The sequence below is a fragment of the Zoogloea sp. genome (assembly GCF_017302315.1).
Taxonomy (GTDB): Bacteria; Pseudomonadota; Gammaproteobacteria; order Burkholderiales; family Rhodocyclaceae; genus Zoogloea.
The window spans coordinates 82,410-98,452 of sequence record NZ_JAFLDT010000003.1 but is presented as its reverse complement, the minus strand read 5'-3'; the positions used below and the strand labels follow the sequence as shown (position 1 = coordinate 98,452).

Sequence of the window (16,043 nt, the reverse complement as noted above, 5' to 3'; positions counted from 1 at the left end):
GGCCCCACCCTACTCCCAGGCCAGTGCACCTCCCGTCTGGTACTCGGTGACCCGCGTCTCGAAGAAGTTCTTCTCCTTGCGCAGGTTGGCCTGTTCGTCGAGCCAGGGCAGGACGTTCTCGGCACCGGGGAAGGGTTCGGCGAGGCCGACCTGGCGGGCCCGGCGGTTGGCCATGAAGCGGAACTGGCGGGTGTGCAGGTCGGCGTTGTAGCCCAGGATGGGGTCACGCAGGATGTAGGCGGCGTAAGCGGCCTCGGCGGCTTCGGCTTCGTCCCACAGGGCCTTCAGGGCGGACGGGTCGAAGCTCAGGTTCTCTTCCTTGAGCAGTTCGCGCACCACCCGGATGCCGAAGGCGCAGTGCAGCACCTCGTCGCGCATGATGTACTGCAGCTGTTCGGCGGCGCCCTTCATCAGGCCGCGGCGCTGCAGGGCGAAGATGGGGGTGAAGCCGTTGTAGAACCAGCAGCCTTCGAAGATCGCCGCGAAGAAGAAATAGGAAAGAGCGAATTCGTGCAGGTTGTCCCGGTCAGCCAGGTCGAAGTCGGGGCGCATGACCCGTTCCAGGCGCCGGTTGGCCAGGGCGATCTTGCCGTGGATGGCCGGCACCACGCGGTAGCGGTTATAGATCTCCTGCTGGTCGAGGCCGATGCTCTCGATGCAGTGCTGGTAGGTCCAGGTGTGCAGGGCTTCCTCATACACCTGGCGGGCCTGGTAGATCTGCAGCTCGGGGGCGCTCATCTTCTCCATCACCGCCAGGCCGATGTTGCGCATGGCCAGGATGTCGGAGGTGGTGAGGTAGGCCAGCACGTTCTCGAAGACGTGGCGTTCGGCGCCGTTGAGCTTGTGGTGGTAGTCGTGCACGTCCTGGGCCATGGAGATCTCCAGGGGCGTCCAGTGGTTGCGGTTGGCCTTGAGGAAGAACTCCCAGGCCCAGGGATACTTGAAGGGCGCCAGCTGGTTGATGTCGGTCTTGCCACCGACGATGCGCTTGTCGGCAGCATTCACCGGGGCCAGGGAATGGGCGGAGGGAGGGTTGCCGTCACTGTGGCCCGCGGGCGTAGCAGGGGCTGGGGCCGCAGGCTGACCGGGTAAGGGGGCAATAGCGGCTGGGGCGGCGGTTTCCCAGTCGTCGAAACGGAAGGCACTCATGTTCTTGGGTCCAGGTCATTCGCCATAGGTGGCGATCTTCTCTCTCAGCTCACGCAGTCCGGCCAGGAAGTCGGGGCCCGGGTGCGTGAAGTGCTCGGCAGCCAGGGGCAGGATGGGAATGCCCGGTTTGGCGACGGCGGGATTGCAGGAGGTGGCGCGGCGGTCCTGCAGCGCCAGGATGAGCTCGGGCTCCCTGGCGGTGATCCATGCGGCCACATCACCGTTGGGGGCGCCGGGCTTGAAGTTGCGGATGCTGTCGTGGTCGGCGACCACCTGGAAACCGGCGGCAGAGATCAGTTCATGCAGCGTTGTGCCCTTGCCGTAGGAGTACGGCGCCGGACCGCAGGCCGACAGGATCAGTACCCGCCGCCCCCGGCTGTCCATCTTGGCTGCTGCGCGCCAGTCGGTATCGAAAGCGGCAAGCCGTCGGTCGATATCGCTTACGCCGATAGCCCGGCCGACATCCCGCATCATCTCCTCCATCCCGGCGATGCCCCGAAACCCGCCGACGCGTATCGATGCTGCGCCGGGCGGGGTGGCCTTGCGGGCCACGTCCTCGCTCGTCCATTCCGAGAAGATGAGCAGATCCGGCTCCAGGTCGGCAATGGCCGGGGCGTCCGGGTCGATCACGCCGCCGGTATGGGGCAGCGGCATGGCGTCGTAGCGGCTGACGCCGACGATGCAGCGTGCCAGCCCCAGCCAGTCGACGACACGGCTGATATAAGGGGACTGGCTGATGATGCGCGGGCATTCTGCTGCCTGGAGCAGGCCTGGCGAGCACAGCACGCACAGGAGCAGCAGGCGAAGATGCCGGGACGCCATCCCGCGCCATGCCCACATTCTGTTCATGGGCGGGCGTGCGTGCGGTACCGGTGTCATTGGCAGGCCTCGCATTCCGGATTGTCGATGCTGCAGAAGCGGGGCTCCTCCCCTCCCCCGCTTTCGGTGCCACCCGTCTTTTCCATCTGGCTGGCACCCAGGGTGCGCAGGTAGTAGGTGGTCTTGAGCCCGCGGATCCAGGCCAGTTTGTAGAGCTTGTCGAGCTTTTTGCCGGACGGCAGGGCCAGGTAGAGGTTGAGGGACTGGGCCTGGTCGATCCACTTCTGGCGCCGGGCGGCGGCCTCGATCAGCCAGCGGGGGTCGATCTCGAAGGCGGTGGCGTAGCGGGCCTTGAGTTCGTCGGGTACCCGCTCGATGCGCGCCAGGGAGCCGTCGAAGTATTTCAGGTCGGAGATCATCACCGGATCCCACAGGCCGAGGGCCTTCAGGTCGCGGACCAGGGCCTCATTGACCACCGTGAATTCGCCGGACAGGTTCGATTTGACGTAGAGGTTCTGGTACGCAGGCTCGATGCTGGCTGACACGCCGATGATGTTGGAGATGGTGGCGGTGGGGGCAATGGCCACGCAGTTGGAGTTGCGCATGCCATGGCGGGCAATGTGGGCCTTGAGGGCGCTCCAGTCGAGGCGGACGTCCGGGTTGGTTTCCAGGTAGCCGCCCCGGGCGGCGCCCAGGATGGCGAGGGATTCATGGGGCAGCACGCCCTTGTCCCACAGGCTGCCGCGGAAGCTGGAGTAAGCCCCCCGCTCCCGCGCCAGTTCGGCCGACGCCCAGTAGGCCTGGAAGCACACGGCTTCCATGCTGGCGTCGGCAAACTCCACCGCGGCAGGCGAGGCGTAGGGAATGCCCAGCCGGTACAGGCAGTCGGCAAAGCCCATGATCCCGAGCCCGACCGGGCGATGGCGCAGGTTGGCGTTGCGGGCCTTGGGGGTGGCGTAGAAGTTGATGTCCACCACGTTGTCGAGCATGCGCATGGCGGTCTGCACCGTCCGCGCCAGCTTGGCCTGGTCGAGCTGGCCGTCCGTGAGATGGGCGAGCAGGTTCACCGAGCCCAGGTTGCACACGGCGGTCTCGGCATCGGAGGTGTTGAGGGTGATCTCGGTGCACAGGTTGGAACTGTGCACCACGCCCACGTGCTGCTGGGGCGAACGCAGATTGCACGGGTCCTTGAAGGTGATCCAGGGATGCCCGGTCTCGAACAGCATGGTCAGCATCTTGCGCCACAGCTGGACGGCGGGCAGCTTCTTGAAGAGGCGGATCTCGCCGGCCTCGGCACGGGCTTCGTAGGCAAGGTAGGCGGTTTCGAAGGTCTGCCCGTATTTGTCGTGCAGGTCGGGTACGTCCGACGGCGAGAAGAGCGTCCACTCCGCGTTCTCGTGGACCCGCTTCATGAAGAGGTCGGGAATCCAGTTGGCGGTGTTCATGTCGTGGGTGCGGCGGCGCTCGTCGCCGGTGTTCTTGCGCAGCTCCAGGAACTCCTCGATGTCCAGGTGCCAGGTTTCCAGATAGGCACACACGGCCCCCTTGCGCTTGCCGCCCTGATTCACCGCCACCGCGGTGTCATTGACCACCTTGAGGAAGGGAATCACCCCCTGGCTCTGGCCGTTGGTACCCTTGATGCGGCTCCCCAGGGCGCGCACCGGTGTCCAGTCGTTGCCCAGGCCACCGGCGTACTTCTGCAGCAAGGCGTTTTCCTTGATGGACTGGTAGATGCCTTCCAGATCGTCGGCCACCGTGGTCAGGTAGCAGGAGGACAGCTGGGAATGCAGGGTGCCGCTGTTGAATAGGGTCGGCGTGGAGCACATGAAATCGAAGCTCGAGATCAGGTCGTAGAACTCGATGGCCCGCGCCTCCCGGTCGATCTCGCCGAGGGCCAGCCCCATGGCCACACGCATGAAGAAGATCTGCGGCAGCTCGATGCGCTGGCCGTCGATGTGCAGGAAGTAGCGGTCGTAGAGGGTCTGAAGGCCCAGGTAGCCGAAGAGCCGATCCCGCTCGGGTCGGATCGCGGCGGCGAGCCGGTCCAGATCGAACTCGGCAAGGCGCGGGTCGAGCAGCTCTGCCCCGATCCCTTTCCGGATGAAGTGGGGAAGATAGTCCGTGCAGGCGGCGCCCATCTGTTCGGTGGGCACCGGACGACCCAGCACCTCCTGCACCAGCCTTGCCAGCAGCAGGCGCGCGGTGGCGTAGTCGTAGCCCGGGTCCGTCTCGATGAGACTGCGGGCCGACAGGATCAGGGCCTGGGTGACTTCCTCCACCGCGACCCCGTCGTACAGATTGCGCAGGGCGTGCTCAAGGATCAGATCTGCCGATACGCTCTCCTCCAGCCCGATACAGGCGGCTGCGCATACCGCTCGCAGACCGGCGACATCGAGGGGGCGTCTGTCTCCGTTCTCCATCACGTGCAATACGGAAGTTGGGACGGTCGCCACTAATCGGGCGGCCCGTTCCTCGGCACGGCGCTCCCGGTAAAGGACGTAGGCACGGGCTACATCGTGCTCGCCGGAGCGCATCAGGGCCAGTTCCACCTGGTCCTGGATGTCCTCGATGTGCACGGTGCCCCCGTCGGGCAGGCGCCGGGTCAGGGAGCGCACCACCACGTCGGTAAGGCGCGCCACGACTTCCCGCACGCGGGAAGAGCCGGCACTCTGGCTTCCCTCCACGGCGAGGAAAGCCTTGGTCATCGCCACGGAGATCTTCTCCGGATCGAAGGCGACGACGGCGGCGTTGCGACGAATTACCTGGAAGGCTACGAGCGAGGGCTCGGTGCCTGCATTGAGGGCTAGGACGTTCGAGGACAAAGGGACTCTCCGGTTCGGAGGGCGGAGAGTCCAGCGCAGAGGGGCAACGCGAGGCCGCGCCGGCACGGAAACGGCACCGTGCCCGGGGACGACCTGCTGCATTCGGAAAAACTCGACATGCTCACACCTTTCGCCAGGGACACCCCGCCCCATTGTTGCAAAGAAGGTTGTGGCAGGTCTCCTGGCTCTCGGGTCAGCATGCACCACCAGCCTTCCCGGACACATACCGCCGTCCAGTGGCAAAGTGGGAGTGGTGCACTCACCGATGACAGTTGCGGGGGCAGCTCCGGGTTACAGGTCTGAACCTGGCACCGGATTCCCTTTTAATCCCCTTGGTAGTGGGAACCAACAACGCCTGCAGTATGCAGATGGGCCCCCCGTTTCGTCAACAACCGCACTACATATAGTTCAATATTTCCGGATTCTAACTATATATGCCGCGCACGCCGTTTCGCGCTCAGCGTCGGGAATGCAGGAAAGTCGGAGATGATGGGCTCGTCCCGAACCCCTGACATCTATCCTCGTGCAAGGCTGCGGTCGTAATCGGCCAAAGAATAAATCATTATTTGCTAATATTCTGCGCTCGTGGTCATTCGGCCGCTCGATATCAACACAAGAGGATTCCCATGAAAACGCCCCACGATCTGGTCATGGCCGCCAAGGCCCTCATCCGCGAAGTCTCCCTCGATGAGGCCGAGCAAGCTATCCGTGACGCTGATGTATTGCTGGATGTAAGAGAAGCTGACGAGTTTGCAGCGGGTCACCTGCCCGGCGCCGTTCACGTTTCCCGGGGGATGCTGGAGTTCAAGCTTGGGGGAACACCCGAGCTGAGCAATCGTGATCTGAAGATCGTGTTGTACTGCAAGACCGGAGGCCGTGCCGCGCTGGCCGCCCGCTCCCTGCAGGAAATGGGCTATCTGCACGTGCAGTCCCTGGCCGGTGGATTCGACACTTGGGCGGCGGCCGGCCGGCCCGTTGCCAAGCCCAGTCTGCCTGCCTTCGATTGACCCCGGATACCCGCGCCCGGGCGGCAGCGCGTTTGTCACTCGGGCATGGAAACTCTGACGCACGTTCACACTATTTAGCTGTCGACTGGGAAGCCGGAAGCATGTAGCTTCCCGCGGATCGAGCTATCAATGAACGTCGTGGAGTGATTGAGTGAACAAAAGGTTGATCTGGGCTCTGGTGGCAACCGCTTTTGCCGCACCTGCCGCCTCGCTGGAGGCGCCTGCGCCCGCCCGTCTTGCACCGACCGTTGAACATGCCCAGACGGCTTACCTGAGCGCTCAACTGCTGGGACGTTACCACTACAAGACCCAGCCCCTTGACGACGCCATGTCGGAGAAGATCTTCGAACGCTATCTCAAAGCGCTCGACCCGGAGCGGCTGTTCTTCACCCAGGCCGACATCGACAGCTTTTCGGACGCCCGCACGCGCCTTGATGACGCGATCCAGCGGGGTAATCTGGCCATCCCGTTTGCCATTTTCCAGCGTTACGAGCAACGCACTGTCGAACGGCTGACCCACGCCAGAGAGGTTCTGAAGCAGGGTTTCGAATTCGACACCCGGGAAAGCTACCCCTACATGCGCGAGAAGGCGCCCTGGCCTAAGGACGACGCGGAAGTCCGCGACCTGTGGCGCAAGCGCGTGAAGAACGATTGGCTGCGTCTCAAGCTGGCCGGCAAGGACGACAAGCTCATCCGCGAGACCCTTGAAAAGCGCTACGACAACTATCTGGCCCGGTCAGCACGCAACAAGAGCGATGACGTGTTCCAGATATTCATGAACGCGTATGCCATGTCCATCGAGCCCCATACCAACTATCTGGGGCGCAGCGCATCCGACGATTTCGATATCTCCATGCGCCTCTCCCTGGTGGGGATCGGCGCCGTGCTGCAGGAGCGCGACGAGTACATCACCATCAGGGAATTGGTGCCGGGCGGCCCGGCGGCCAAGTCGGGGAAACTCGCCGTGGGTGACCGCATCGTGGGCGTCGGTCAGGCCGAGGGGGCGGTTGCCGATGTGGTCGGCGCGCGCGTGGATGAGGTCGTCAAACTGATCCGCGGCACCAAGGACACGCGCGTCGTGCTCGACATCCTGCCCGCTGAGGCTGGCCCCGACGGCAAGCACAAGCAGGTGCCCCTGATACGGGACAAGATCAAGCTCGAGGAGCAGGCCGCGCGAAAATCGGTGATCCGCATTGGCGAAGGCCCTACCCTGCGCAAGATTGGTGTGATCACCCTCCCCGCGTTCTACGAGGATTTCGAAGGCCGGCGCCGTGGTGACAAGGATTTTCGCAGTGCCAGCCGGGATGTGGTGCGGTTGATCGACGAGTTGAAGAAGGACAAGGTCGACGGCCTGCTGATGGATCTGCGCAACAACGGTGGTGGCTCCCTGCGGGAGGCGGTTGAACTCACCGGACTGTTCATCGACAAGGGGCCGGTGGTTCAGCAGCGCCGTCCCGACGGCCGCATTGGCGTGGAGAGCGATGAGAACCCGGGTGTAGCCTGGGCCGGCCCGATGGCGGTGCTGATCAACCGGGGCTCTGCTTCGGCTTCGGAGATCTTCGCGGCGGCGCTCCAGGACTACGGCCGTGCCCCGATACTCGGCGAGCAGAGCTTTGGCAAGGGTACGGTGCAGACCCTGATCAACCTCGATGATGTGGCCAAGAACGACAAACCCAAGTTTGGCGATCTGAAGATGACCGTGGCCCAGTTTTTCCGGGTAAATGGGGGAACCACGCAGCTAAAAGGCGTGATGCCCGATATCCGCTTCCCGTCGGTTGCCGACCCCGACGCCCAGGGTGAGTCCAGCTATGACAATGCCCTGCCCTGGACCCAGATTGACGCCGCCAGCTTCCGGCCGGTCGGCACCTTGAAAGAGGTCGTGCCGGCCCTGCAGAGTCGGCATCAGGCGCGCATCGCAAAGGACAAGAGCTTTCAGGCTTTGCTCGACGACGTTGCCGAGGTCAAGCGGCTGCGTGAAACCCGCACCATTTCCCTCAACGAGGCTGAACGGCGCAAGGAAAAGGAGGCGCGTGAGGCACGCCTGAAGGCCAGGGAGAAGATTGATGGCAAGGACAAGCTGGCTGCAGCCCTGCGCGACGACGGACTGCAGACGGGAGAACGCAGCCTCGCTGCCGACCTTGCCGCTGAAAAAGCCCGCAAGGACGTAAAGGATGTTCTTCTGGATGAGGCTGCCCGCATCGTGGCCGACGAGGCCGAAATCATCAATGCGCGTCCGCAGCTGGCCCAAAAGTCGGGCTTGCAGTCGGCGGAAACGCTTCGCTGATCAGGACACCCGTTCGGGCGGCAGCTTGCCGGGCGGGCTGTTGCGATTTACCGTCGGCCTGCCATTGAGCAGGCCGAGGTGGCGCGTGACACCTTGCAAGGTTGTCGGTACAAGCTCGTGGATCACGGCCCACACCTGATCACGCCATTCTCGCGCCGATCCGCCTACGACCAGGCGCATGCCCTCCCATGCGGCCCACGGCACGTCGGGCATGTCGGCCTTGTCCGCCTCGGGCAAGGCCATCACGCTTTCGCGCATGACCTCCAGGGAGGTCATTATTTCTTCCCGCAGTGCCGGCAGGGCAAGCACGGTGTCCCTGTCGTGGCCGGCAACACATCGACCGATGGCTTCTGCGGCATCCTGGAGATTGCCCAGGAGGGCACAGCGCAAAACGCCGGCACAGCTACGTTGGCGCAGTGTCGATTCAGATGCCGGATCAAGAACAGGGGTGGACATGAGGGGTAATTCCGGTGATGAGCCCGTGAAACTAGGGCAATCCCGGGGCGAAACAGTCGCGTCACGGGGTGCGAATTCTAACGTTACCGTATGACAGAACCAAGTCGGTCCTGTAAGCCCATGTGACAATCACCACGGACATCGCACTTCACCCCTGAAAAGCAAATGGCGACCCGGAAGGATCGCCATTTTTGATTCATGCCCGGTGAGGCACCGGGCATTTCCCGTCGAGCGGGATTCAGCTATTCACCGCATCCTTCAGCTTGGAGCCAGCGGAGAACTTGGGCTGTTTGGATGCCGCGATCTGGATCTCGGCACCCGTCTGCGGGTTGCGACCGACGCGGGCGGCACGTTCGCCAACGGCGAAAGTGCCGAAACCAACGAGAGTCACGCTTTCGCCCTTGGCCAGGGCTGCGGTGATGATTTCCATCACGCCGTCAACGGCGCGGCCGGCATCGGCCTTGGTCAAACCACTCTTGCCTGCCAGCGCATCGATCAGTTCAGTCTTGTTCATAGCTCGTAATTGATAGGTGATAAAAATGGGTGGATACAGGAGCTGAGGCAGGTGACGCTTTGCGCCTCAAGCGCGCTACAACACCCGCGGGCATTAGCTTACCCTGCTCTTTTCCGCCTGTGGCGCGAATCTCAAGGTTTTCCGGGCATTTCGGGCGAGTTGCAGAACAAAAGGCATAAATCAGCCGTCCGCAAGCTCCCGTATGCGTGCCAGAGCCTCCTCGATGCGTTCCACGGGAATCACCCGCATTCCGGAAATTTCCTGCTTTGGCGCGTTGGCACGGGGCACCAGGGCAAGGCTGAATCCCAGTTTGGCCGATTCCTTCAGGCGCTCCTGACCGCGTGGCGCAGGGCGTATTTCGCCAGCCAGGCCGACCTCTCCGAAGACTACCAGCTCCCGTGGCAGGGGGCGGTTGGTGAGAGACGAAACGATCGCCAGCAGAACAGCGAGATCAGCAGCGGGTTCGGCAATCTTCACCCCCCCGACGGCGTTCACGAACACGTCCTGATCGAAGCACACGACACCCGCGTGGCGATGCAGGACCGCAAGCAACATGGCCAGCCGGTTCTGCTCCAGGCCAACCGAAAGACGACGGGGGCTGGGGCTATGGGCGCTGTCCACCAGGGCCTGGATCTCCACGAGCAGCGGACGGGTGCCCTCCTGGGTGACCAGGACGCAGGAGCCGGCCACCTGCTGACCATGCTGGGACAGGAAAATCGCCGAGGGATTGGAGACGCCTTTCAACCCCTTCTCGGTCATGGCGAACACGCCCAGTTCATTGACTGCGCCGAAGCGGTTCTTGAACGCCCGGACAAGGCGGAAGCTGGAGTGGGTATCACCCTCGAAATACAGCACCGTATCGACAATGTGCTCCAGCACCCGTGGCCCGGCCAGAGCGCCGTCCTTGGTCACATGCCCCACCATGACCAGCGTGGTTCCGCTCTGCTTGGCAAAGCGGGTGAGTTGGGCGGCACATTCGCGCACCTGGGCCACCGAACCCGGAGCCGAGCCCAGCGTCTCGGAATAGACAGTCTGGATCGAGTCGATCACCGCCACGTCGGGCTTGACTGCCCGAAGAGTGGAAAGAATGCGCTCGAGATTGATCTCCGGCAGAAGCTGCAGGTTTCGCGCATCCAGCTGCAGGCGCCCTGCCCTCAGCGCCACTTGCTCCGCCGATTCTTCGCCGCTCACATACAAGGCCTGAAGGTGGCCCGAGAGGAGTGACAGCGCCTGCAGCAGCAAGGTCGACTTCCCGATGCCGGGGTCGCCCCCGATCAGTACGACTCCCCCCGGAACCAAACCACCGCCCAGCACCCGGTCAAACTCGGCAATGCCGGTGGGCACGCGGGGAGATTCCCGTGGACTGATCTCTGCCAGGGTCTGCAGGCGCCCGGTCTCGCCTGCCAGAGCGCTGAAACGCTTGGCCACCGGCGCTTCCGGCTCGACCACCGATTCAACGAGGGTGTTCCAGGCCTTGCAATGGGGGCATTGGCCCTGCCAGCGGGGCGATCTGCCACCGCATTCGGAGCACACGTGCTCCGTCCTCGCCTTGGCCATATCGCCTTAGCCCCCCAGCACGCTGACCGGCACCCGGGCAGCCAGAGCGCAAAACAACTCGTAGCTGATGGTTCCAGCCGCCGTTGCCACCTCATCGGCGGCCAGCCCGCGCCCCCACAGGGTGACGGGCGAGCCGACGCCCGCCTCCTCCAGGTGGGTCAAATCGCAGGCCAGCATGTCCATCGAGACCCTTCCCAGGGTCCGGGTCCGGCGCCCACCGACCAGAATGGGGGTGCCTGTCGGTGCATGGCGGGGATAACCATCCGCATAGCCGCAGGCGACGACGCCGATACGCATCGGGCCGGGGGCCTCGAAGGTGCCGCCATAACCGACACGCTCACCAGCGGCGAGAGCCTGGACGGCGATGATTTCGCTGCTCAGGGTCATCACCGGTTTCAGGCCGAGATCTTCCGCGCTGGACATGTCTGGCATGGGCGAGCCGCCATAGAGCATGATGCCCGGCCGGACGAGATCCCCGGTGGCCTCCGGAAAGCGCAGCAGCGCCGCCGAATTGGCAAGGCTCAGAGGAAGTCCGAGACCGCTGGTGAGCGTCCTGAAAAGTGCCATTTGGGCAGCGATGCCCACCTCGTCATCGGCGCGTGCGAAGTGCGTCATCAAGGTGATCTGACGTACGCAGGCGAGCGCACGCAGGCGCGCCAAGGCGGCGCCGAAAGTGGCGTCGGAAAAACCGAGGCGATTCATGCCCGAGTTGATCTTCAGCATCACGTCGATGGGCGTTGCCAGCCCGGCCTGCTCCAGCATGGTGAGCTGGCCCTCGTTGTGGATGGTCGGGGTGAGCCCGAGCTCGACGACCGTGGTCAGATCGGCGGGTTCGAAGAAGCCCTCCAGCAGGGCGATGGGCTGGCTCAGCCCCGCTTCACGCAGGGCCCGGGCTTCTGCCAGGTCAAGCAGGGCGAAGCCGTCGGCGACCGGCCCCAGGGCGCGAATGGCCTGGGTGAGCCCGTGCCCATAGGCGTTGGCCTTGACCACCGCAAAGGTGCGGGCCTGCCCGGCCCGGCTGCGGGCGACGAGATAGTTGTGACGCAAGGCCTCCAGATCGATGGAGGCACGAATCGGACGAGGCATGGAATTCAGGCTTTTTCAGTGGCACACATGCGGCCGATTTCCTCGGTGACGAAATCGGCGAAGGTGTTGACCAGGCGAGAGCGGAATTTGTCTTTCAGAAGAATGACCTCAAGGGGCGTATACAGGCGCGGCGACAAGGGAACGCCCACCAATCGACCCGCCTCGACCGCCCTGCGGATGGCCGCAGCGGAGGCGATCGCAATGCCGAAGCCCTGGGCCGCCAAGTGCTTGACGGCAGAAAGACTACCCAGCTCGGCTGCCACATTGAGATCCTCGAAGGGGATGCCGGCGGAGGCAAAGAACTGATCGACCAGATCCCGGATCGCATTGCCCGGCTCCCGGTGCAGCAGCGGATAGGACACGAGTTGCTCGGCCCGCACGGAGCGGGCGCCGGCCAGGGGATGATCCGGCGGGACGATCAACTGGAGCTCATCCCGTCCTGCACTGCGGCGGTCGAGGGTGGGCTGTTCGGTAATGATCTCAATCAGTCCGACGTCCAGATTCCGGTCCATCACGCGGGTTTCAATGAGCTGGGAATTCCCCACCGAAACCCGGGGGATCACCCGGGGATAGCGACGCTTGAACCCCTCAAGCAGATGGGGCAGCCAATAGCTGGCAATGGTGGTGCTGGTGCCCAGGTGAAGGATGCCCGACAGCTCGTCGGTTAGTTCCGACACCCGGGACTCGAGCTCCTCGCTGAGGCCGAGGATGCGTTCGGCGTAGGCCATGACCAGCTCGCCGGCCGAAGTCAGCGTGACCCGCCCATGGCCCCGATCAAACAGCCGGGTGTTGAACTGCTCTTCCAGTTGCTTGATCTGGAAGGTGACCGCGGGCTGGGTCATGAACAAGGCTTCGGCGGCCCGGGTGAAGGACCCGTGCCTCGCCACCGCGTGAAAAACCTGCAGACGTCGATCGGCCATGGTTCATAAATCCGGTTTATGAGTACCCCATTGAATCACAACATTGATCCGTCCGCCAGAACCGACATGACCTTCGTGGTATAAAGCGCGGTCCGTCAAATTCACCGAGCTTCCATCTCCCTGCGATGCCCTTCGGTTTCTACATGATCATGGCGGCGCAGTTCTTCTCTGCGCTGGCCGACAATGCCCTGTTGATCGCCTCCATCTATGTGCTCAGGGAGATGCAGGCCCCCCAGGAATACGAACCGCTATTGAAGCTGTTCTTCACGCTTTCCTATGTGTTGCTTGCGGCTTTTGTCGGCGCCTTTGCAGACTCCATGCCCAAGTGGCGTGTGATGCTGATCAGCAACACCATCAAGATAGTTGGCTGTTCCCTGATGTTCTTCGGTGTGCATCCGCTGATTGCCTACGCCATCGTCGGGTTGGGCGCGGCGGCCTACTCGCCAGCCAAGTATGGCATCCTCACCGAGTATCTTCCTCACCGCCTGCTGGTGGTGGCCAACGGCTGGATCGAGGGGCTCACGGTCGGTGCCATCATTCTCGGCACGCTGGTGGGTGGCATGCTCATCAAGCCTTCTTTCTCCCAGGCCCTGCTGGGCTTCGATTTTCCGCTGCTCGACACCGGTATCGACACGGTGCCCGAGATGGCCTTATGCGTGATCACCGTGCTCTATGTGATGGCTGCCCTGTTCAACCTCAAGGTGCCCGACACCGGTGTGGATCACAAGGTCCTCAAGAAGAACCCGGTCTATCTGATTCACGACTTCACCCACTGCCTCAAACTCCTGTGGCGGGACAAGCTTGGCCAGATCTCCCTGGCCACCACCACGCTTTTCTGGGGGGCGGGCGCGACCCTGCAGTTCATTGTGATCAAATGGGCCGAACAGGCCCTTCACCTGGACCTCTCCAAGGCTTCGATGTTGCAGGGCGTGGTGGCCGTGGGCGTGGCGGTCGGCGCGATCCTTGCAGCCCGCATGGTGTCCATGCGCTCGTCGGTCAAGGTGATCCCCCTCGGCATCGCCATGGGTGTGATCGTAAACGTGATGATCTTTGTCACCGACATGAGCCTGGCCATGGCACTGATGGTGCTCATCGGTGGTCTGTCGGGGTTCTTTGTCGTACCCATGAACGCCTTGCTCCAGCACCGTGGTCACATCCTGATGGGGGCGGGCCATTCCATCGCGGTGCAGAACTTCAATGAAAACCTCTCCATCCTGATCATGACCGGCCTATACGCCTTCCTGATCAGTTCCGGCGTATCAATCAATACGGTGGTGGTCGCCTTCGGCCTGTTTGTGGCGGGAACCATGTACATGGTCAAGCGCCGCCACGACGCCAACCAGAGGGAGTTCGATTCGGTCGGCGAACTCGAAGACGTCCGCCACTGAAGCGTGGCGCCGGCTGCCCTACTCGCTTCCGTCCAGCAGCTTGTGAGCTTCGGCGTGGCGGTACATGTCGAGGGTGGTGGCCAACCCCGTTTTCTGCCGGATCCCGGTTTGATAATTGGCCACCGTCTTGGTGCTGAGAAACAGGCGGGAAGCAATTTCATCCACCGAACGGCCGGCGGCGAGCAGGCGAAAGATCTCGAACTCACGGGGTGACAGAGTCAGATGCGCTGCCCGCCCGCCCTCCCCTGCCAAGGCGTTGATGAGATCCGCTGACAGGGCCCGCTCCCCCCGTGCAACGCGGCGCACGGCATCAATCAATGCGTCCGGTTCGGAACTCTTGGTCAGGTAGCCGTCGGCACCCGCCCTCAAGGCCTGGGCGACCATGGCCGGGTTGTCGTGCATCGAGAAGATCAATACCTTCAACCCGCTCTGGCGGGCTTTGACACGGGCCAGGGTTTCCAGGCCTCCGCGTCCCGGCATGGAGAGATCAAGCACCAGCACATCAGCCTCATTGCCCGAGAACCACTGGCAGGTTGAATCGCTGTCGCTGAAATCGGCCACCACTTCCATGTCCTCCTCAAGCTCGAGCAAACGCCGGTAGCCGGTTCGAACGACCGCGTGATCATCGGCCAGAACGACCCGCAGACGTACCGGCAAAGCCGTTGACGCAATCATGGTGCATCACCGCGAGGCAGGCGCACCGACAGGCAGAGCCCCGGGCGCGCACTGTCTGCCGATGCCGCACCGATCTGCAAGCTGCCGCCACGCCCCCAGACTCGCTCGCGGATGCCGGCAAGACCGTTGCCATGGCTTATCGCCGACTCTGGAGAGGCGATGCCGACCCCGTCGTCAGCCACCCGCCAGCACAGCATGGAAGGCTCGTCCGAATCAATGCGGACGCTGATATCGACTCTCCTGGCACGGGCATGTCGGGCAATGTTTGCAAGGGCTTCCTGGGTCATCCGATATACGATCAGGCTGGTTTCTCGAGGCAGGCGCAAATCTATCGGATCCACGTCAAGCCGGTACAGGGTGTTGTTACCGTCCGCATCCTGCCAGCTCTTGACCAGCTCGTGCAGCAGGATCTGCAGGCCAAGCGGTTCCTGTCCGTTGGCATCGCCGCCGTCCGGTTGCAACCGGCGCAACAAGGCCCTTACCTCCTGGTGGATTTCGGCGGTCTGGGCTTCCATGTCGCGAACCGCTGCCTGAAGACGAGGGGTTTCGGACGTCTGACGCAGCAAGTAGGCAATATTGGCGCGCAGCGCGGTGAGGCCTTGCCCGAAATGCTCGTGAACTTCGATGGCCAGCCGGGCGCGCTCATCCTCTTGCAGGCTTGCCATCTGCAGCGATAGGTGCTTTTGGCGAGACTGGGCCTCGGCAAGTGCTTCAGCCAGGTGATTCAGCGCCCCGGCTATATGATCCAGTTCCCTTACCGGCAGCCGCGGTAGCCGGGCACTGAAATCCTGCTTGCGGAAGGCCGCAATGGCGCCGACGATGCCCCGCAGGGGGCCGAAGGCGTAGCGAACCGCCCAGTACAGTCCGGCCAGCATGGCAAGCCCATAGATCAGAAAGAGCCCCGCCATTCCGGCGATATCGAAGACTGCTTCCTCTTTCTCGCTGGCTGTGTCGGCGATCAGTGTGGCGAGGAAGCGGGTGCCGTCCGGGCGATGCAGCACAAGACGGGTACGCCCGGAAATCGCCTCGGCTGCAGAGGGCACGGCGGGAATGAGGATCTTGCCGGTGCCGTCTTCGAGTTGGAAGTCGAGATGGCGCAGACTGCCCGAGCGGCGTATGTCCCGAAGCCTGTCCACCTGCCGTTCAACCGCGTCCGGTGCGATGTTCTGCAAGGCCGACAGTTCCTCGACAAAGCGCGCCATCTGGTCCGCACCCTGGCTCTCCCGGCGAATATCCCCCTGGGCACGCAAAACGGCCAGCGCCAGCGCCACGCTGAAGCAGGCCAGGAAGATCCAGGCCGAACGACGCATCAACAGACTTGTCATGTCCACCAGCGGCCGCTCCAGGAAATTGGCAGGCCTCCGAA

Annotated in this window: 13 protein-coding genes and 1 riboswitch; of the genes, 3 read left to right on the top strand and 10 right to left on the bottom strand. The window is 63.3% G+C overall.

Translation table 11 applies throughout. The annotated features are described in order from the left end of the window. Window positions 1-9: 9 nt before the first annotated feature. Genes J0L98_RS01950 through J0L98_RS01940 form a run of 3 tightly spaced genes read right to left on the bottom strand, consistent with a single transcriptional unit; the run spans window position 10 to window position 4,790 of the window. A complete protein-coding gene (locus tag J0L98_RS01950) occupies window positions 10-1,149 on the bottom strand; it encodes a ribonucleotide-diphosphate reductase subunit beta (protein WP_296409705.1) in 1,140 nt (379 codons plus the stop codon). Between the two features lie 15 nt (window positions 1,150-1,164). Continuing rightward, the gene (locus J0L98_RS01945; protein ID WP_296409701.1) at window positions 1,165-1,998 is read right to left on the bottom strand and encodes a hypothetical protein; all 834 of its coding nucleotides are present in this window, start codon (window positions 1,996-1,998) and stop codon (window positions 1,165-1,167) included. Between the two features lie 26 nt (window positions 1,999-2,024). Then, the gene (locus tag J0L98_RS01940) at window positions 2,025-4,790 is read right to left on the bottom strand and encodes a ribonucleoside-diphosphate reductase subunit alpha (RefSeq protein ID WP_296409699.1); all 2,766 of its coding nucleotides are present in this window, start codon (window positions 4,788-4,790) and stop codon (window positions 2,025-2,027) included. Window positions 4,791-4,943: 153 nt separating this feature from the next. After that, a riboswitch (cobalamin riboswitch) is annotated at window positions 4,944-5,155 on the bottom strand. Window positions 5,156-5,416: 261 nt separating this feature from the next. Here J0L98_RS01940 and J0L98_RS01935 point away from each other — a divergent pair. Next, window positions 5,417-5,797 carry a rhodanese-like domain-containing protein gene (locus J0L98_RS01935; RefSeq protein ID WP_296403263.1) on the top strand — a complete coding sequence of 127 codons (381 nt, stop codon included), beginning with the start codon at window positions 5,417-5,419 and terminating at the stop codon, window positions 5,795-5,797. A gap of 151 nt (window positions 5,798-5,948) precedes the next feature. Then, on the top strand, window positions 5,949-8,081 hold the full coding sequence (locus J0L98_RS01930) for a carboxy terminal-processing peptidase (protein ID WP_296409698.1): 2,133 nt from the start codon (window positions 5,949-5,951) through the stop codon (window positions 8,079-8,081). Here J0L98_RS01930 and J0L98_RS01925 read toward each other — a convergent pair whose 3' ends face one another. From J0L98_RS01925 to J0L98_RS01905, 5 genes are all read right to left on the bottom strand, one after another. After that, on the bottom strand, window positions 8,082-8,537 hold the full coding sequence (locus J0L98_RS01925) for a hypothetical protein (RefSeq protein WP_296409697.1): 456 nt from the start codon (window positions 8,535-8,537) through the stop codon (window positions 8,082-8,084). 238 nt (window positions 8,538-8,775) lie between these two features. Further along, a complete protein-coding gene (locus J0L98_RS01920; RefSeq protein ID WP_296409696.1) occupies window positions 8,776-9,051 on the bottom strand; it encodes an HU family DNA-binding protein in 276 nt (91 codons plus the stop codon). A gap of 180 nt (window positions 9,052-9,231) precedes the next feature. Beyond that, the gene (radA, locus tag J0L98_RS01915; protein ID WP_296403271.1) at window positions 9,232-10,608 is read right to left on the bottom strand and encodes a DNA repair protein RadA; all 1,377 of its coding nucleotides are present in this window, start codon (window positions 10,606-10,608) and stop codon (window positions 9,232-9,234) included. A 6-nt stretch (window positions 10,609-10,614) separates the two neighbouring features. Next, on the bottom strand, window positions 10,615-11,694 hold the full coding sequence (gene alr, locus J0L98_RS01910; RefSeq protein WP_296409695.1) for an alanine racemase: 1,080 nt from the start codon (window positions 11,692-11,694) through the stop codon (window positions 10,615-10,617). A gap of 5 nt (window positions 11,695-11,699) precedes the next feature. Continuing rightward, window positions 11,700-12,614, bottom strand: a complete 915-nt coding sequence (locus J0L98_RS01905; RefSeq protein ID WP_296409694.1) for a LysR family transcriptional regulator — start codon at window positions 12,612-12,614, stop codon at window positions 11,700-11,702. 125 nt (window positions 12,615-12,739) lie between these two features. On the opposite strand from J0L98_RS01905, the gene lplT reads away from it, so the two are divergent. Next, a complete protein-coding gene (gene lplT / locus J0L98_RS01900; RefSeq protein ID WP_296409693.1) occupies window positions 12,740-14,002 on the top strand; it encodes a lysophospholipid transporter LplT in 1,263 nt (420 codons plus the stop codon). An 18-nt stretch (window positions 14,003-14,020) separates the two neighbouring features. On the opposite strand, the gene J0L98_RS01895 is transcribed toward lplT, so the two are convergent. Together J0L98_RS01895 and J0L98_RS01890 are read right to left on the bottom strand one after the other, a co-directional pair. Beyond that, window positions 14,021-14,677 carry a response regulator transcription factor gene (locus J0L98_RS01895; RefSeq protein WP_296409692.1) on the bottom strand — a complete coding sequence of 219 codons (657 nt, stop codon included), beginning with the start codon at window positions 14,675-14,677 and terminating at the stop codon, window positions 14,021-14,023. Continuing rightward, window positions 14,674-16,002, bottom strand: coding sequence for a histidine kinase (locus J0L98_RS01890; protein ID WP_296409773.1), 1,329 nt, complete (start codon window positions 16,000-16,002; stop codon window positions 14,674-14,676). The genes J0L98_RS01895 and J0L98_RS01890 overlap by 4 nt, the downstream gene beginning before the upstream one ends. Between the last annotated feature and the right edge of the window lie 41 nt (window positions 16,003-16,043).